Source organism: Acinetobacter haemolyticus CIP 64.3 = MTCC 9819 (assembly GCF_000369065.1).
Classification (GTDB): domain Bacteria; phylum Pseudomonadota; class Gammaproteobacteria; order Pseudomonadales; family Moraxellaceae; genus Acinetobacter; species Acinetobacter haemolyticus.
On record NZ_KB849800.1, the window covers coordinates 24,714 to 41,032 of the forward strand.

Below are 16,319 nucleotides of genomic sequence, written 5' to 3' on the forward strand. Positions count from 1 at the left end.
AAATGATTGTGTGGCTTACGTCAATGCTCCGTAAAGATTTGTGATATAGTGCCAAAGCATAATTGCTAAAAAAATCTGCCCCAGCATACACTAGCATTGCACATTATATCTTTCTGAAAAATGAGATTCATTCTATAAAAAGAATGACATATTTTGAGTTTAGTCCCGAAGAATTCTATGATAGACCTCAAACCATCAATAAATATCTGGCATGATTTTAAAAGTAACCAAATTGCTGGAATGTGGTTATTTCTAGGTTCGCGCCGTTCTTTACAAGTGGTTCATCCATCCATTGCTCAGTTGATTCTATGGGGAATATTGGGGGCTTGTACCAACTCACTCTATAGCTGGTTAGTGGCAGGACAGGTTGGAGACTTTAATTCTCAAGGTTTAATTGGTTACGCGCTTTGGCCTTTTATTGCATTGATCGTTGGGATTTTCTTATCTCAACGGATGAATCAACCTCGTTTAATGTTGGTGCCTGCATTGTTGTGGTTAGTGCTTGATACCAATATTTTACTTTTACAGTGCCTCGTTCAGTATCTTGGTTCAAACGGCTATCTCAACTTTATTCCAGATAGTATATATAACGGCTTTTTACCTCCGTTATTTGCCGCTCTTTTTGTTTGGCAAAGTTTAGCCGTGATTTGGGTGATTTCTCGGGCATTGAATTGGCCATGGTGGGAACGCGCCTTAGTTTTTGTGGCAACGATTGCAACCTTGGTTGTTTGGCAGCTTTCCGTAAAAGACCAACCGATTTGGAAAGTTGAAGAGAGACCAGCAAGTTTTGCTGAAGATGCTTTTTATGCTCAAAGTCATTTGTTAAATAATGCATTGGACCAAATTCAGTTTAGTGATCTTGCGACAAGCCATTGGTATTTTTTAGGCGTAGCAGGGGATAGTTATGCTGATGTTTTCCGTTCTGAAATTGAACGAATAAAAGAACAGTTTGATACTCGTTTTGGGACTTTTGGTCGTTCGATTATGCTGGTGAATAATCCAGCGACACGCTTAGATATCCCGATTGCTTCAAAAACCAGTATTGAGTTGGCCTTGCGCCGTATTGGTCAGCAGATGAATCGTGATAGTGATGTTTTATTTTTATATATGACGTCACATGGGGAACGTAACCATTTTGAGCTTGAAAATGCACCATTGGATTTAGGGCAGATCGATCCGAAATGGTTGCGTGAGACGCTAGATAAGGCTGGTATTCGCTGGCGTGTTATTGTGATCTCGGCTTGTTATTCTGGCAGTTTTATTCCTGCGTTACAGTCACCTGATACCTTAATCATTACCGCATCTGCTGCGGATAAGGCTTCTTTTGGTTGTAATAGCGAAGCGGATTATACTTATTTTGGTCGTGCATTTTTTGATTTAGCCATGCGTGAACAAGACTCAATGAAAATGGCATTTGAGCAAGCTAAGCAAACAGTGACTAAATGGGAAATCGCACAGGGCGTTGAACCTTCTGAGCCACAATGGTCAATTGGTCGGAATATGGAGTTAATGTTACCGCAATTAGAGCCATACTTATTTCCTAACCAACGCGTAGCATCTGAACCAGTAAAAACACAGGATAATGAAAATGCAACTACTGCAAAAAAATCGTTGTTTTGACGGTGAGCAACAAATTTATCAACTACAGTCTCAATACCTTAAAGGTTTGACAAAAGTTGGGGTTTACCTACCGCCAGCAGCGTTGGAAGGGAAACCATGTTCAGCAATATTTTATCTTGCGGGGTTGACCTGTACTGAAGAAACTTTTGCAATTAAAGCTCATGCGCAACGTATGGCAGCTCGCTTAAGTTTGATTTTGATCATGCCTGATACCTCTCCTAGAGGTGACCAAGTTGCACAAGGCGATCATTGGGATATTGGCCAGGGGGCTGGCTTTTATATCAATGCAACACAACAACCTTGGGCGGAACATTACCAAATGGAGTCCTATTTGGTGGATGAGTTATATGCACAGGTATTGCAAAAGTTTCCAATTATCGAAAATCAAGTGGGAATTTTCGGGCATTCGATGGGTGGTCATGGCGCATTGACTTTAGCATTTAAGTATCCTGAAAAATTTAAATCCGTGTCTGCTTTTGCACCGATTTGTGCTCCAAGCGTATGTGCTTGGGGAGAAAAGGCTTTTAGTCAATATTTAGGTGATGATCGAAACTCTTGGTTGGCACATGATGCGACGGCATTAGTACAGCAAAAAGGGAAATTGTTTGATGAAATATTAATTGATCAGGGTAAAGATGATCAGTTCTATGCTCAACTCAACCCTGAAAAATTTAAACAAACATGTTTGGATGTAGGGCAACCGCTGACTTTACGGTTACACCAAGGTTATGATCACGGTTATTACTTTATCCAAAGTTTTATTGATGACCATTTGCAGTTTCATGCAATACAGCTAGAAAAAGCGTAGGGTTAAAAGGAACGTTTTGGGCGTTCCTTTTTAGTTATGTTTCCATTCAACAATAAATTCTTGTTGAGCCATGCGGTTTAAATGGTCAATCACCACTTGCTCTAAATGTGTAACATCATCTTGTTGATTTTCAATCAGTACATCTAAATGCTGTTCTTGAGGTGTTAATGTCACCGTTGCAGTTGGCATAAATATTTTCGAATATGCTTCGGTTTCAGATACCTCAAATTTATGTTTCCAATGATTTATTAAACGTTTGCTGATACGTTTACCTTCGTTTGTTGTCAATTGTGTTGAACTATTCATGATCTAAAATCTTTTGATGACAGACAAATAAAAATAACAAATCGATTTCGCTTTAGAAATAGTATTCCTGCAACGGGATGTTGCATCTTTGAAATGCTATCTTGATCACTTTATAACAGACTTCACTGTGTTGAATTTGTTATACTTGATCAATCATTTTTTCAGAGTTTGCCAGGTCATCCATGTCCAAGCCTTATTTAATTGCACCTTCGATTTTATCTGCTGATTTCGCACGTTTAGGAGAAGATGTAGAAAAAGTGCTAGCTGCAGGTGCAGACGTTGTACATTTTGATGTAATGGACAATCATTATGTGCCAAACCTGACTTTTGGTGCACATATTTGTAAGGCACTGAAGAGTTATGGAATCAAAGCACCGATTGATGTTCATCTTATGGTGTCACCTGTTGATCGAATGATTGGTGATTTTTTAGAAGCAGGTGCAGATATTATTACTTTCCATCCAGAGGCTACTGAGCATATTGATCGTTCTTTGCAATTGATCAAATCTGGTGGAGCAAAAGCGGGATTGGTATTTAATCCAGCAACACCATTGCATTATCTTGATTATGTTTTAGATAAAGTCGATCAAATCTTGTTGATGAGTGTAAACCCTGGTTTTGGTGGGCAAAAATTCATTCCAATGACTTTAGATAAACTGCGTCAAGCTCGTAAAATTATTGATGCGAGTGGTCGTGATATTCGTTTAGAAGTCGATGGTGGCGTTGGTCCTGCAAATATTCGCGAAGTGGCAGAAGCTGGTGCAGATATGTTTGTTGCGGGCTCTGCAATTTTTGGTCAACCTGACTACAAAACGGTGATTGACCAGATGCGTGCAGAGTTAGCCAAAGTGAGTCAGATCGAAATTTGACACTATTTTAAACGCTGGTCGAGCAAAGTTCTCGTCTTAAGCATGAGGAAATATTCCGCAAGAGGGTGCTTTTTTGACTCGCCATTCGAGCGTATGAGGAACATGTTTCGCAAGGTCTTGCATGTGGATAACTTTGTTTATAACTCGGTGGATAACCGTGTTGATAACCACGTGGATAAGATGTTGTTAAAATAAACAAAATGATTTCAGTTGTTTATATATACATCGAATTGATGAAAAAAGGACAAGTTTTTGTCCTTTTTTTGTGCGCTAAATTATTTATTTTGCTCTATTTTTATTCATGACCTTGTTTGAGTGCTGTTGTTGAATAAATCAGCATTCATATCTATAAGGTCACTCTATATTGCAGAATCAGAACATAAGGAGGATTGTGTATAAGTAATAAAGAATTTATGCTACCTTGATCTAAAATTTTAATCTTCCTAAAGGATCTCTCAGTGCAACTACTGAAAAAATGCAAACATGTATGGTTTGTATTCCTGATGATATTTTTCATCGGGGGAAGTAGTGTGGCTGTTGCTGCAGCGCAAGCATTGCATTCTGATCAAGCATCCTCAGTTTCAACTACGGCAACCATGCCATGTCATAACCAAAAAATGATTGATCAACATCATCATTTGCAAAAGCATGACATGGGTAATTTATTTGAATGCCATGATGAAAAAATGCAGAGTCAACAGCATTGTCAGGACTGTAATCATCCCTCCCATTGTCAATCTGTCAGTTTCGCTTTAGATCAACAGCTTCCAGATTTATCGTTATTGGTGTCTTTTGAGTTAAGTATAGATAAGAAAACGGACTATCAAGCTCGCCACCTTGCGGGCTACTGGCAGGAAATTCTACGCCCACCCAAAGCCTAATCTGTTGAATTTTTCCCTTTCATAGAAAGGAGAAGCATTTTTTTAACAGATTAGGAAAAGATCATGTCTACCAAAATTTATGCGAGCGTTATCGCAAGCGTCAGCTTATTGTTTGCACCCTATAGTTTGGCTGCAATTAAAGAATATCATCTGAATATCAATCAAGAGATGGTCAATATCACAGGTAAACCTGTCAAAAGAATCACGGTAAATGGCAAATTTGTAGCGCCTCTTTTAGAGTTTGAAGAAGGGGATGAGGCGGTTATTCATGTACATAATCAACTAAAAAATCAAGATACGTCATTGCATTGGCATGGCTTACTTTTACCGGGTTTGATGGATGGTGTACCAGGGTTTAATGGCTTCCAAGGGATAAAACCTAATGGGAGTTTTGAGTATCGTTTTAAGGTTCGTCAGAATGGCACTTATTGGTATCATGCGCACAGTAAAGGACAAGAACAAGATGGTTTGTATGGTGCATTTGTCATTTATCCTAAAGGAAAAAAGCCTGTTGCAGCACATGAAAATGCTGAACGTGATTATGTAGTGATGCTTTCAGACTTTCATGAAACGGGAAGTGATCAGATCATGGCAAACCTTAAAAAGTCTGCTGAGTATTATCAAAATCAACGTGAAACAGTTGGAGATGTCTGGAAACAGATCAAGCAACAAGGCTTAAAAACGACATGGCAAGACCGTTCGATGTGGAATCAGATGCGGATGCTTAAAACAGATTTATCGGACGTCACTGGTTATACCTTCTTGGTCAATGGTAAAACGCCGCAACAGAATTGGACTGGTGCATTTAAGACAGGTGAAAAAGTTCGTTTGCGTTTTATCAATGCATCAGCAATGTCATTTTTTGATGTTCGGATTCCAAATTTAAAAATGACTGTCGTTAGTGCGGATGGTCAGCCTGTGCAACCTGTATCTGTAGATGAGTTTCGTATTGGCGCTGCGGAGACTTATGACGTAATTGTTGAGCCACAACAAGCACATTATCAAATTGAAGCAGAGTCGATCGATCGATCTGGTTTTGCAATCGCATCTTTACACAACGAAATGCATTCTCAATCAGAGCACAAGATTCATATACCCACAGCTCGCCCACGTGCTTTATTGACCATGGAAGATATGGGGCATGGATCGCATGATCAAATGGATCATAGCGCACATCAGCAGATGGACCACAGTATGCATGATCAAATGGATCATAGCGCACATCAGCAGATGGACCACAGTATGCATGGTCAAATGGATCATAGCGCACATCTACAGATGGATCACAGTAAGCATGGCCAAATAGACCATAGTGCACATCAGCAGATGGATCACAGTAAGCATAATCAAATGGATCATAGTGCACATCAGTCGCATCAATCATCAACTGAGAATCAAAAGGCAAAACCTAAAACGGTTTATGGTTGGGCGAATGCAGCAACGCCAATCGGGCACAAAGCTTTACAGTATGCTGATCTAAAATCTTTAACGTCTCAACCCGATACGCGTCCAGCAGAAAGAGAGTTAGTTATTCGTCTTGGCGGTACGATGGAGCGGTATATTTGGACAATTGATGGTAAGAAATTTAGCGATAAAGATTTTGAACCCATGAAAGTGAAATATGGTGAGCGTATTCGTTTGAAGTTTGTGAACGAAAGCATGATGGCTCACCCTATGCATTTACATGGCATGTTTATGCAATTTGAAAATGGGCAAACAGTGGCCAACATGCCCAATAAACATACTATCGTTGTTCCACCGGGACAAACAGTCACAGCAATGTTGACTGCAGATGAATTGGGAGAGTGGGCGATACATTGTCATTTACTGTTTCATATGTCAGCGGGCATGATGAGTAAATTGATTGTCGCAAATGTCGATGATTCAAATGCAGCTCCACAGAAAACATCTATTCAATCTTCTCAAGGAGCAAGCCATGCACATCATTAAGCGAGCTTCTGAGATGAAACGTTATTCCCAATTATTGGCAATAGGAGGGATCGTCTCTACTTTCAGTGCATTGAGCTATGCACATGAAGGACATAATCACTCGATGCAAATGGATCTGTCGACACAGCAAAACCTGACGATGAATGTATCAGAGACGAAGGATCACTCACAGCTTCAAAGCCCAAACATTTCCGCTCAGATGCAGAAGAAAGCTGAGCATGCTGACCATTTCAAGGAACATGGCGGACAGATTTATCAAGCGACGCAGTTAGATACTCAATGGCTGCTTGATGAGGATGGGCAGGGCACCCTCAAATCCAAGTTGAAAACTTGGGTGGGAACGGATGAGAATAAATTATTTATCATTGCAGATTATGCCAAAGCTGAGTCAGAAAAATCGGAGCAAAGTTTGGCTGCCTTATACAGTCGGAATATTGCAGATTTTTGGGATATACAAGCAGGGGTAAATTACCGATATAACCCTGATCGTAAGGTTGATAAGGAACAATTTGAGGGTGTCATCGGTTTGCATGGTATGGCTCAGTATTTTTTTGAAACCGATGCACATATGTATATTGGACAAGATCAACAATGGCGTTTTGTATTGGAAACAGAACGAGATTTGTTGCTGACTCAAAAGTTAATCCTACAGCCTTATCTAGAAATGGAATGGGTACTGCGAGATGAATCTAAATATGCTTCCAAAACGGGTCTTGCAGATGCAGAAGTGGGGATTAAAACCCGCTATGAAATTGTTAAGAATCGAGTGATGCCTTTCATCGATGTCGGTTATGGTTATAGCAAAGGACGTAAAGAAACCAATTGGCAAACAGCCAGTGATTCTAAAACGGGTTGGTTCTATGGTGCAGGTCTGTCGCTAAAGTTCTGATATTTTTATCTAAAATATCTTAAGAAATGTCATTTTTTCGAGATACTGTTGGTTTATACTAACAGTATCTTTTTTGAGTCATTTATGGTGCATCAATGGCTTTAGAACAACAAGATGATCAAATAACAGCGAAAACAAAACGACCTAATTTGCAAAAAGAACATATCCAGCATTTGAATCGTTCCCAACTGGAGTTGATTCCTACTGATGGTCGCATGAGTGTTAGTTTTTATCATATTCCCCACATGTCGAGTCCAGTTGAGGCACAACGAGTAAGAGCAGCTTTAGTTCCATTTGCCGATTTGTTATTGGAACATAGTATCGATTATGAAGCGCGACATTTGTCTGTTTATCATCACTATCCGATCGATGTGGTCACAGTTGCATTACAACGTTTAAGTTTAGGTGCTGAACTACAACAAACAACAACGCATTATGAGCCGCTGGAAGTTGTTATACCGAAAGCAGATCCAGAATGGTCTAGTCAGACTCAGTCTGAAGAAAATGATCTACATATCGTTCAAAAAATTATACGTACTATTGTTGTCAGATTTAAACAATGGTTGGATATATTGCTCAGAAATAACAAGGATAAATAAGCATGCCTAGATGGATCTACGGCTTAATGGGGATTGCTTTAATATGGCTGGTTTGGACCAATTGGCTCAAACCCGTCCCAAATCTTACTCAAGTCACTGCACAGGGAGTACAGATTGTAGAATTGGAAACTTATGAGGGAGCTTTTCGGGTACTTGCTCGTAAGGATTATCATGTTGGTCGTGAGTCAGAGTTTTCCCCAATTGATTTAGCTGTAGGATGGGGCGATATGGCAAAGCCAGAAATTTATAAGCAAGTTGAAATTTCTCAGCGGAATCGTTGGTATTACTGGCGAGTCGACTCTGAGCCACCGATAGCACTTCGGCAAATCGCTGTGCAGAGTGCCAATATGCATTTGGTACCTGCAACTGAAGAGGTTGCTAAGCAACTTAAGCAGATCAAACAAGATGATTTGGTTTACCTAAAAGGGGCATTAATTGAGATTCAGGCACCAGATGGTTGGCGATGGCGGAGTTCCTTGTCTCGTGAGGACACGGGCAGTGGCGCCTGTGAGTTAATGCGAGTAGATCGTGTAGTTTGGCATTGAGAGTGTAAAAATTCTTGAACATCACCTGTTTTAGATACATAACAATTCACATAATCATCGTATTTTAAATTACACTAATTCACCGAGTAGGACGACCTCTCGTTAAAGAATCATGTTGGGACGACCCAACCCTTGCTATGTATGAGAGAAAAAATGGCGTGGGCAATTTTAATTTTGGCAGGTATTTTCGAAATTATTTGGGCGTATTCAATGAAACTGTCAGAGGGATTTACCCGTTTAACACCGACAGTCATCACCCTTGTTTTTATGATTTTGAGCTTTGGCTTACTTGCAACTGCAATGAGAACTTTACCCCTAGGTACAGCTTATACGGTTTGGACGGGTATTGGTGCAATTGGTTCGTTTGTGATAGGAATTGTGGTACTGAATGAACCAATGACGGCAATGCGGATGATTGCAGCCGTGTTGATTGTTTCTGGTTTGGTATTGATGAAACTCTCCTCAAATTAAAATACGCTCTCTTCAAGAGAGGCGGAATAGCTCAAAGGAAATCGTTGATGCAACTGGTTTATATGTATATGGAATCTCCAGTAGGTGCATTAAAGCTGGTTGCTCATGATCAGGCCTTAGTAGCTGTCATGTGGGACAATGAAGATCATAAGCGTGTACGTTTAGCTCAGTTGATTGAAAATAATCAACATCCCATTCTCCTTAAAGTTAAGCAACAGTTAGATGAATATTTTGCAGGGCAACGTCAGCAATTTGACTTGCCTTTAGATTTTCAAGGAACTGCATTTCAACAACAAGTTTGGCAAGCGTTACTGACAATTCCTTTTGGGCAAACTCGAAGTTATAAGGATATTGCGCTTCAGATTGGTAATGTAAAAGCTGTTCGTGCCGTGGGCGCTGCCAATGGGAAAAATCCAATTTCGATTATTGCGCCGTGTCATCGGGTGATTGGTTCGAGTGGGGCATTAGTGGGTTTTGCAGGTGGTCTAGATAAGAAGCAGATTTTACTGAGTTTAGAGCAAAACCAAATTCCATAATCTGTATTGTTAATACTCGATTTTCATTTCTTTTTGGAATAAGCTACCAAAGCAGATATGAATCAACATATTTTATGACTTGAACCGTAACTCAGTTATTAGCGGGGCGGTGTCTTGCTTAGCGTAATCCAATGTTAGGAATAACCTTCGGTTCGAGTTACTTTGGTTTCGCCCAAAGTAACCAAAGGCATTGTCATCTACAAAACCTGTTCACTTATTGCATTTGTTTTATCTATCGCAGAAACGGGATATTACAAACACCACGCAGGTTGTAGATGACCTTTCCGAGTCTCATATATAGGGTATGTATTCATTTACTTTTTCATAACAAATTGAATGGAAGTTTAAAAATGGCTGTTGGTGACGTAACGATGCCACTTATGCATGTGGTGCAGGGTGTAAAAATTGGCTCAACTGAGGCGTATGTACGTTATCCAAATCGACGAGACCTAGTCATTTTTGAATTGGCAGAAGGTTCAAATGTTGCGGGTGTATTTACCCAAAATGCATTTTGTGCTGCACCTGTCCATGTTTCCAAAGCTCATCTCGCGCAAGGAAATCCTCGTTATTTAGTGATTAATACTGGTAACGCCAATGCAGGTACGGGACCAACGGGCTTGAAAAATGCTCAAGATACTTGTGCGCAGTTGGCTGAACTGACTGGGGTAAACAGTTTTGAGGTTTTACCTTTTTCTACAGGCGTTATTGGTGAGCAGCTTCCGATGGAGCGCTTGTTGGCTGGACTTCAACCCGCACTAAATACATTACAACCGTCTGCTTGGGCGGATGCTGCTTCTGGCATTATGACCACAGATACTGTACCAAAGGGTGCATCTGAACAATTTGAAATTGATGGGATCACCTATACCATGACGGGGATCAGTAAAGGCGCTGGAATGATCCGTCCAAATATGGCCACCATGTTGAGTTTCGTTGCGACAGATGCGCCGATTAGTCGTGATTTGGTACAAAGCTTATTAAAGACCACAGTTGAACATTCATTTAATCGAATTACGATTGACGGTGATACCTCAACCAATGACTCTTGTATTCTTGTAGCAACGGGTCAAGCAGGTGGAACTGAAATTACCTCAAAAGATGATGCACGATATGCCAAAGTGTTAGAGGTACTGGCACGTGTCATGAACCGTTTAGCACAACTGATTGTTCGTGATGGTGAGGGAGCAACCAAGTTTATTACTGTTGCCGTTGAAGGTGGTGCAAATACTCAAGAGTGTTGTGATATTGCCTATAGTATTGCCCATTCACCCTTAGTGAAAACTGCGCTTTTTGCATCAGACCCGAATTGGGGGCGTATTCTGGCTGCGATTGGTTATGCGGGCGTCCAAGATTTAGATGTCTCAAAAATTCAAGTATGGCTAGATGATGTGCAAATCTGTAAAGATGGTGGTGCAGCCGAAGACTATACCGAAGAAGCTGGTGCAGGGGTTATGGCAAAAACCGAAATTACGATTCGTGTTGATTTAGGTCGAGGTCAGGCCAAAGACACAGTGTATACCTGTGACTTATCTTATGACTATGTGAAAATTAATGCCGATTATCGTTCGTAAATTTGCGTTATAATGCAGCCTCCACAGTGAGGCTTTTTTTATATCGCTTGTTTGTGGACGATGTGATTTATCCCAAATGATCACCAGATACCCACGTTATAAGTTTGCAGTGATGCAAGCACGCAGGATAGAGAAGACGTTTTATGAATGATGCGAATTTAATTGCGAACGAAGCCAAAAACATTGTGCAGGCGCATTTAGATCGTTTGGGTGAGCCAAAGGACCATAGCCTCAGCCCAGAAGTGAAACAAGAAAAATTTGCTCAAATCGCAGCTGAGCTGAAAAAGCGAGATGCAGTGCTTGTCGCGCATTATTACTGTGATCCTGACGTACAGGAGCTTGCAGAGCTAACTGGTGGTTGTGTTTCAGACTCTTTGGAAATGGCTCGTTTTGGTCGTGACCATCCAGCAACAACACTTGTGGTTGCTGGAGTGAAGTTTATGGGTGAAACCTCAAAAATTTTATCGCCTGAAAAAACGGTTCTCATGCCAACGTTAGAAGCAACCTGTTCACTAGATATTGGTTGTCCTGTAGATGAGTTTTCTGCGTTCTGTGATCAGCATCCTGATCATACTGTGGTTGTTTATGCGAATACTTCAGCCGCAGTAAAAGCACGTGCAGATTGGGTGGTGACATCAAGCTGTGCAGTTGAAATCATTGAGCATTTGGATAGCTTGGGTGAAAAAATTATTTGGGCACCTGATCAGCATTTAGGGCGTTATATTCAAAAGAAAACGGGCGCTGAAATGTTATTGTGGGATGGTGCTTGTATCGTACACGAAGAATTTCGTGCGCGTGGTATTGCTCAAATGAAAGCGCTTTATCCTGATGCTGCTGTGTTAGTGCATCCAGAATCTCCTGAATCTGTGGTTGATATTGCTGACGCAGTGGGTAGTACTTCGCAACTGATCAAAGCAGCACAGACTCTGCCTCATAAACAAATGATCGTGGCAACAGATCGCGGTATTTTTTATAAAATGCAACAAGCGGCGCCAGATAAAGAGTTATTTGAAGCTCCGACAGCAGGCGAAGGTGCAACCTGCCGTTCATGCGCGCATTGTCCTTGGATGGCAATGAACGAACTAGATGGAATTTTGCATGTATTACAACATGCTGATCAAGAAATACACGTTGATCCTGCTTTGTCTGAACGTGCCAAATTACCATTAGATCGTATGTTGAACTTTAGTGCTTCATTGAAGCGTTAAAAACAACCAAAATGCTTGTTAAATATACATTTGATAAGGGTTTTTAATATTTTTGAAAAATAGGTGTTGACGTTCTAGGGCGTCAAGCCTAGAATGCACACCGTACCGCACGATGTGCGATACAATAAAAGCTGAGAGAAATCGGAGCATAGCACAGCCTGGTAGTGCACCTGGTTTGGGACCAGGGGGTCGTAGGTTCGAATCCTACTGCTCCGACCATTTAAATAATGTTGTAAAACATTGGTTTAAGATCGGCGAAGTATCGCTTGATAGTATTATCATCGTTATGCGCCTGTAGCTCAGTTGGATAGAGCATCCGCCTTCTAAGCGGATGGTCACAGGTTCGAATCCTGTCAGGCGCGCCATTTATGGGTAGCTTGGTACATAGAATCAAACGTTATGGTGGATGTAGCTCAGTTGGTAGAGCCCCGGATTGTGATTCCGGTTGTCGCGGGTTCGAATCCCGTCATTCACCCCACAAACGGAGCATAGCACAGCCTGGTAGTGCACCTGGTTTGGGACCAGGGGGTCGTAGGTTCGAATCCTACTGCTCCGACCATCATCTTAAAGATGAGATAAAATTCCGCTAGTTTAGCGGTTTTTTTATGTCTGGATTTTTATCATAAGTTTTCTATTTTATTTTATTTATTAATATATTAATCATTTTTTTTAAATTCGTATCCCATTTTTCATCTTAAACATCTATCTATATCGTTTGCATAAATAAAATCATGAATCTACTATTCAACTGTTTATAACACTAAATATTTATCGAACAACCAATATCAAATTTCTTGATTGGCTCATTATAAATTTGCATTGAAAGCAATAGAAGAGAGTTGGTACGTGCAAAATATTCACTATGTTTTTGTTAGTCTTTTAGGTGGGTTAATTGTGCCATTACAATTGGCCATGATTCATGCTTTTCGTAATACAAGTGGAGCGAGTCAAATACAATCTGATGTGTGCTGAATTAGCAGGAGACTTTCACTTGGGAGATTCTAGGCAGCTAACCGATAAAAGTCTTCTGCCATTTGATTTGGTGTCTTAAAATCCAAGCCTTTTTGAATTCTTCGCTGATTATAAAATAACTCTATATATTTTGTAATATCCGCTTTGGCTTCTTCCCTTGTTTTGTAGTTGCGATGATGGACTAGTTCATTTTTGAGTATGCCCCAGAAACTCTCTATCGGTGCATTATCGAAGCAGTCGCCTTTTTTGCTCATTGAACCCTGAAAATCAAATTTCTCAAGTAAGTTTCGATATTCATTACTGCAATATTGGCTGCCTCTGTCTGAATGTACAATGAGATCTTTAGCAGGTTTCTGATTGCGAATAGCCATATTCAATGCATCACAAACAAGCTTGGCTGTCATGCGCTCATTTAAGCTATAGCCAACAACCTGTTTCGTGTAAAGATCTTTGACAGCTGCCAAGTACAACCAGCCCTCAGCCGTCCAAATGTAGGTAATGTCACTCGACCACGCAAGATTAGGCTTCGTCATTGAAAACTGTTGCTTGAGTAAATTGTCATAAATAGAACGGTTGTGATCACTGTCCGTGGTTCTTTTGAAACGCTTATGGCGCTTACAATACAACTGATTTGATTTTTTTATTTGGCGCACAGCATACATACTTATTTTGATACTTTGCGCTTGTAAATGCTTGGTTAATCGAACATAGCCATAGCTTTGTTTGGTTTCTTCATGGGCTATTTTGACCAAAATTGTCTGCTGATTTCGCTGAATTGATCTTTTACTGGTTTTGTTGCACAAAGATTTGAAATGCAAAGCGCCCCTAATTGAGCCAAATTTAAGGCGTAACTTGGGTAAGTGGTCGACCTAATTCCGTAAACCTGTTGAGGACTGCTACACGTGCATGAATTTCATTCACCTGACTAGGAAAGCTTCTTGCCATTAATTTATCGCCTAATAATTTAATGCAATGCATCTTGGTTTCCACCAAACTTCGTCGATGATAGCCTGACCATTTTTTCCATAGTCTCCTGCCTAAACGTTTAACTGTTCGAAGTAATTCATTTCGTTCTAGCGAGCTGATCTTTGTATCTTTCCATGGTTTCGCATTTTTTCTAGGTGGAATCACCGCATGCGCTTGCCGATCTGCAATGACCTGACGGCATTGCTTGGTGTCATAAGCTCCATCGGTATAAACAGAGTCAATCTGCTCATCTTGTGGAATCTGATCGAGTAAATCACCAAGCACTTGTGAATCACTGACATTATTTGTAGTGAGTTGAATAGCGCGTATTTGAAGGGTTTCAGCATCTATACCAATATGTAGTTTACGCCATTGGCGACGATATTCAGGTCCATGTTTCTTGCGTTTCCATTCGCCCTCACCTAGAAACTTCATGCCTGTAGAGTCTATGAGTAGATGCAGCCCATCGCTACTTTTTTGGTAGCTGATTGCAATATCAATATGCTTTTGTCTTCTACAAAGCGTACTGTAATCTGGTGCGGTCCAATTTAATCCACAAAGTTTAATCAGACTTTGCACAAAGCCAGTGACCATACGTAAAGATAGACGGAATAAGGATTTAATCATTAAGCAGCATTGGATAGCTGCGTCGGAGTAGGTTTGATTTCGCCCTTGTTTGCCTTTTGATGGAGCATACCATTGCGTAGCAGGATCAAACCAAATGGCAATATTTCCGCGACTCATGAGTGCTCGGTTATATGCGGGCCAATTGGTTGTGCGGTAGATTTTGTGTGTAGGCTTCTTCATTTGAAAATTATATCGCTGAAAAAGCTTTTACAGATAGGTTTGTGCAACAAAGCCCGTGCAAAGTATATTTCAGGGAAAGCTTGAACCGCTTCTCGAACAAATTTGTGTGCTTCACCTGTTTTTTCAGGAAGTATTATAGTCTTAATATTAGTCGAACGAGATTCGGAATTTAAACACAAATATCTAATTTTCTCTGGAGCGACACGTCTTAATATGGATGGAGCATGTGTAGCAATTAGAGCCTGTGTATCTTTACTTAATAATTTTTTAAGTACATTACTTATTCTCCCTAAATAATGAGGAGATAAACTATTCTCAGGTTCTTCTATGAGAATTAGACTAAATACAGGTGGATTTAATTTGTCTATATCAAAAGCTGTCTCTTCTCCAGAAATCACCTCTCGATTTAGTGTTATGGAAGATACTACTAAGGAAAGATAAAGCATTGATTTTTGACCATCACTTAATCTGGAATAGTCAACATTTGTCTCACCGTGTCCTGGTGAAAATGAAATAGACATGTATTTCAACAAAGCTTCAACCTCTGAATTACCGAATGAGAGTTGAGGCTTTGTAAAGAATTTCCCAGTATGTAAGTAACCCCAACTTTCATCTAACTTTGTACAAAGTGACGAGATGGAGGAGTTACCTGTAATACATGAGTTGATTTGTTCAGATAATGAATTTATGTTTTCTCTTTCATTATCCCAATTTATTGAGCGTAATAATCTGCCTAGTAAGGCATTCGTACCAAAGCCTATGTGGTTTGATGGATCACGTCTTGCGGGAAGATAGTGAGCTTGTATCTGATTTCGATCAGAACGAGGTACTAATGTTTTAGTAACAGGTTCATTATTTTCATTAACATCTAGAATATAGTAAAGATTTTCTTCAATATCACCATTAATTCCCATTGAGGCTGTTAAGCGATAGCGGATTCTAGGAATTTCTTCTCCGACATCTAATCTCATTTGGTTAAAGAATTCTGGAATTGTTGAGTGTTCACCATCATCTAATAATTCGGGAAATAAAAAATTTGCCTCAATCCAAAGATTTCTTTCAAGCGGGGGAGTTTCCTCATCTTGATTAATATGGAAATCAGATTTTAAAATTCGTCTGAGGCTTGGATCAAAACCGAATAATCTGGAAATAGCCTGCAAGGTAGAAGTTTTTCCAGAGCCATTTGGCCCTATTAAATAGGTTATATCTTCAAATGTAATTTCAGTTGGCTCTTGTCCAAATGATTGAAAGTTGCTAATTCTTAAAGTGTCTAATTTCATTTAATTTGTTCCCCCTAATATTATTTTTCTTTGTACACGAC

Annotated in this window: 15 protein-coding genes, 4 tRNA genes and 2 pseudogenes; 17 read left to right on the forward strand and 4 right to left on the reverse strand. The window is 40.1% G+C overall.

Translation table 11 applies throughout. The annotated features are described in order from the left end of the window. The first annotated feature begins 177 nt into the window (after positions 1-177). The gene (locus tag F927_RS02815; protein ID WP_005081295.1) at positions 178-1,620 is read left to right on the forward strand and encodes a C13 family peptidase; all 1,443 of its coding nucleotides are present in this window, start codon (positions 178-180) and stop codon (positions 1,618-1,620) included. After that, complete coding sequence (fghA, locus tag F927_RS02820) at positions 1,589-2,428, forward strand: S-formylglutathione hydrolase (RefSeq protein WP_005081296.1); 840 nt, start codon at positions 1,589-1,591, stop codon at positions 2,426-2,428. The genes F927_RS02815 and fghA overlap by 32 nt, the downstream gene beginning before the upstream one ends. A gap of 30 nt (positions 2,429-2,458) precedes the next feature. On the opposite strand, the gene F927_RS02825 is transcribed toward fghA, so the two are convergent. Next, positions 2,459-2,734: a DUF2218 domain-containing protein gene (locus F927_RS02825; protein ID WP_004638019.1), complete on the reverse strand. Its 276-nt coding sequence runs from the start codon at positions 2,732-2,734 to the stop codon at positions 2,459-2,461. Positions 2,735-2,916: 182 nt separating this feature from the next. Between F927_RS02825 and rpe the strand changes: the two genes are divergently transcribed. The 15 genes and pseudogenes from rpe to F927_RS17340 form a co-directional block, all read left to right on the forward strand. Next, positions 2,917-3,603, forward strand: coding sequence for a ribulose-phosphate 3-epimerase (rpe, locus tag F927_RS02830; RefSeq protein WP_005081297.1), 687 nt, complete (start codon positions 2,917-2,919; stop codon positions 3,601-3,603). Between the two features lie 458 nt (positions 3,604-4,061). Then, positions 4,062-4,484 carry a hypothetical protein gene (locus F927_RS02835; protein WP_005081298.1) on the forward strand — a complete coding sequence of 141 codons (423 nt, stop codon included), beginning with the start codon at positions 4,062-4,064 and terminating at the stop codon, positions 4,482-4,484. A gap of 63 nt (positions 4,485-4,547) precedes the next feature. Beyond that, entirely contained in the window at positions 4,548-6,434 is a 1,887-nt protein-coding gene (locus F927_RS02840; protein ID WP_005081299.1) for a copper resistance system multicopper oxidase, read from the forward strand. Further along, positions 6,421-7,323 (forward strand): copper resistance protein B, encoded by a 903-nt coding sequence (locus tag F927_RS02845; protein ID WP_005081302.1) that lies wholly within the window; start codon positions 6,421-6,423, stop codon positions 7,321-7,323. Before F927_RS02840 ends, F927_RS02845 begins: the two co-directional genes overlap by 14 nt. Before the next feature lie 95 nt (positions 7,324-7,418). Beyond that, complete coding sequence (locus F927_RS02850) at positions 7,419-7,922, forward strand: hypothetical protein (RefSeq protein ID WP_005081303.1); 504 nt, start codon at positions 7,419-7,421, stop codon at positions 7,920-7,922. A gap of 2 nt (positions 7,923-7,924) precedes the next feature. Next, the gene (locus F927_RS02855) at positions 7,925-8,467 is read left to right on the forward strand and encodes a hypothetical protein (RefSeq protein ID WP_004638025.1); all 543 of its coding nucleotides are present in this window, start codon (positions 7,925-7,927) and stop codon (positions 8,465-8,467) included. A 153-nt stretch (positions 8,468-8,620) separates the two neighbouring features. Continuing rightward, entirely contained in the window at positions 8,621-8,938 is a 318-nt protein-coding gene (locus tag F927_RS02860) for a DMT family transporter (protein WP_005081305.1), read from the forward strand. A 47-nt stretch (positions 8,939-8,985) separates the two neighbouring features. Beyond that, complete coding sequence (locus F927_RS02865) at positions 8,986-9,474, forward strand: methylated-DNA--[protein]-cysteine S-methyltransferase (RefSeq protein WP_005081307.1); 489 nt, start codon at positions 8,986-8,988, stop codon at positions 9,472-9,474. A 350-nt stretch (positions 9,475-9,824) separates the two neighbouring features. Then, positions 9,825-11,045 carry a bifunctional glutamate N-acetyltransferase/amino-acid acetyltransferase ArgJ gene (gene argJ, locus F927_RS02870; RefSeq protein ID WP_005081308.1) on the forward strand — a complete coding sequence of 407 codons (1,221 nt, stop codon included), beginning with the start codon at positions 9,825-9,827 and terminating at the stop codon, positions 11,043-11,045. Between the two features lie 143 nt (positions 11,046-11,188). Then, positions 11,189-12,253 carry a quinolinate synthase NadA gene (gene nadA / locus F927_RS02875; protein ID WP_004638029.1) on the forward strand — a complete coding sequence of 355 codons (1,065 nt, stop codon included), beginning with the start codon at positions 11,189-11,191 and terminating at the stop codon, positions 12,251-12,253. A gap of 142 nt (positions 12,254-12,395) precedes the next feature. Then, positions 12,396-12,472, forward strand: a tRNA-Pro gene (locus F927_RS02880). Positions 12,473-12,541: 69 nt separating this feature from the next. After that, positions 12,542-12,618 (forward strand) — tRNA-Arg (locus F927_RS02885). Between the two features lie 37 nt (positions 12,619-12,655). Beyond that, positions 12,656-12,731, forward strand: a tRNA-His gene (locus tag F927_RS02890). A gap of 4 nt (positions 12,732-12,735) precedes the next feature. Then, a tRNA-Pro gene (locus F927_RS02895) sits at positions 12,736-12,812 on the forward strand. A 287-nt stretch (positions 12,813-13,099) separates the two neighbouring features. Further along, positions 13,100-13,213 (forward strand): annotated as a pseudogene (locus tag F927_RS17340) (DMT family transporter); the annotation flags it as partial. A gap of 41 nt (positions 13,214-13,254) precedes the next feature. On the opposite strand, the pseudogene F927_RS02900 reads toward F927_RS17340, so the two are convergent. The 3 genes and pseudogenes from F927_RS02900 to F927_RS02910 form a co-directional block, all read right to left on the reverse strand. Next, a pseudogene (locus tag F927_RS02900) lies at positions 13,255-14,013 on the reverse strand (IS3 family transposase); the annotation flags it as partial. Positions 14,014-14,065: 52 nt separating this feature from the next. Further along, positions 14,066-14,998: an IS5-like element IS17 family transposase gene (locus F927_RS02905; protein WP_020846310.1), complete on the reverse strand. Its 933-nt coding sequence runs from the start codon at positions 14,996-14,998 to the stop codon at positions 14,066-14,068. Beyond that, positions 14,995-16,278 (reverse strand): ATP-dependent nuclease, encoded by a 1,284-nt coding sequence (locus F927_RS02910; protein ID WP_005081317.1) that lies wholly within the window; start codon positions 16,276-16,278, stop codon positions 14,995-14,997. The genes F927_RS02905 and F927_RS02910 overlap by 4 nt, the downstream gene beginning before the upstream one ends. Between the last annotated feature and the right edge of the window lie 41 nt (positions 16,279-16,319).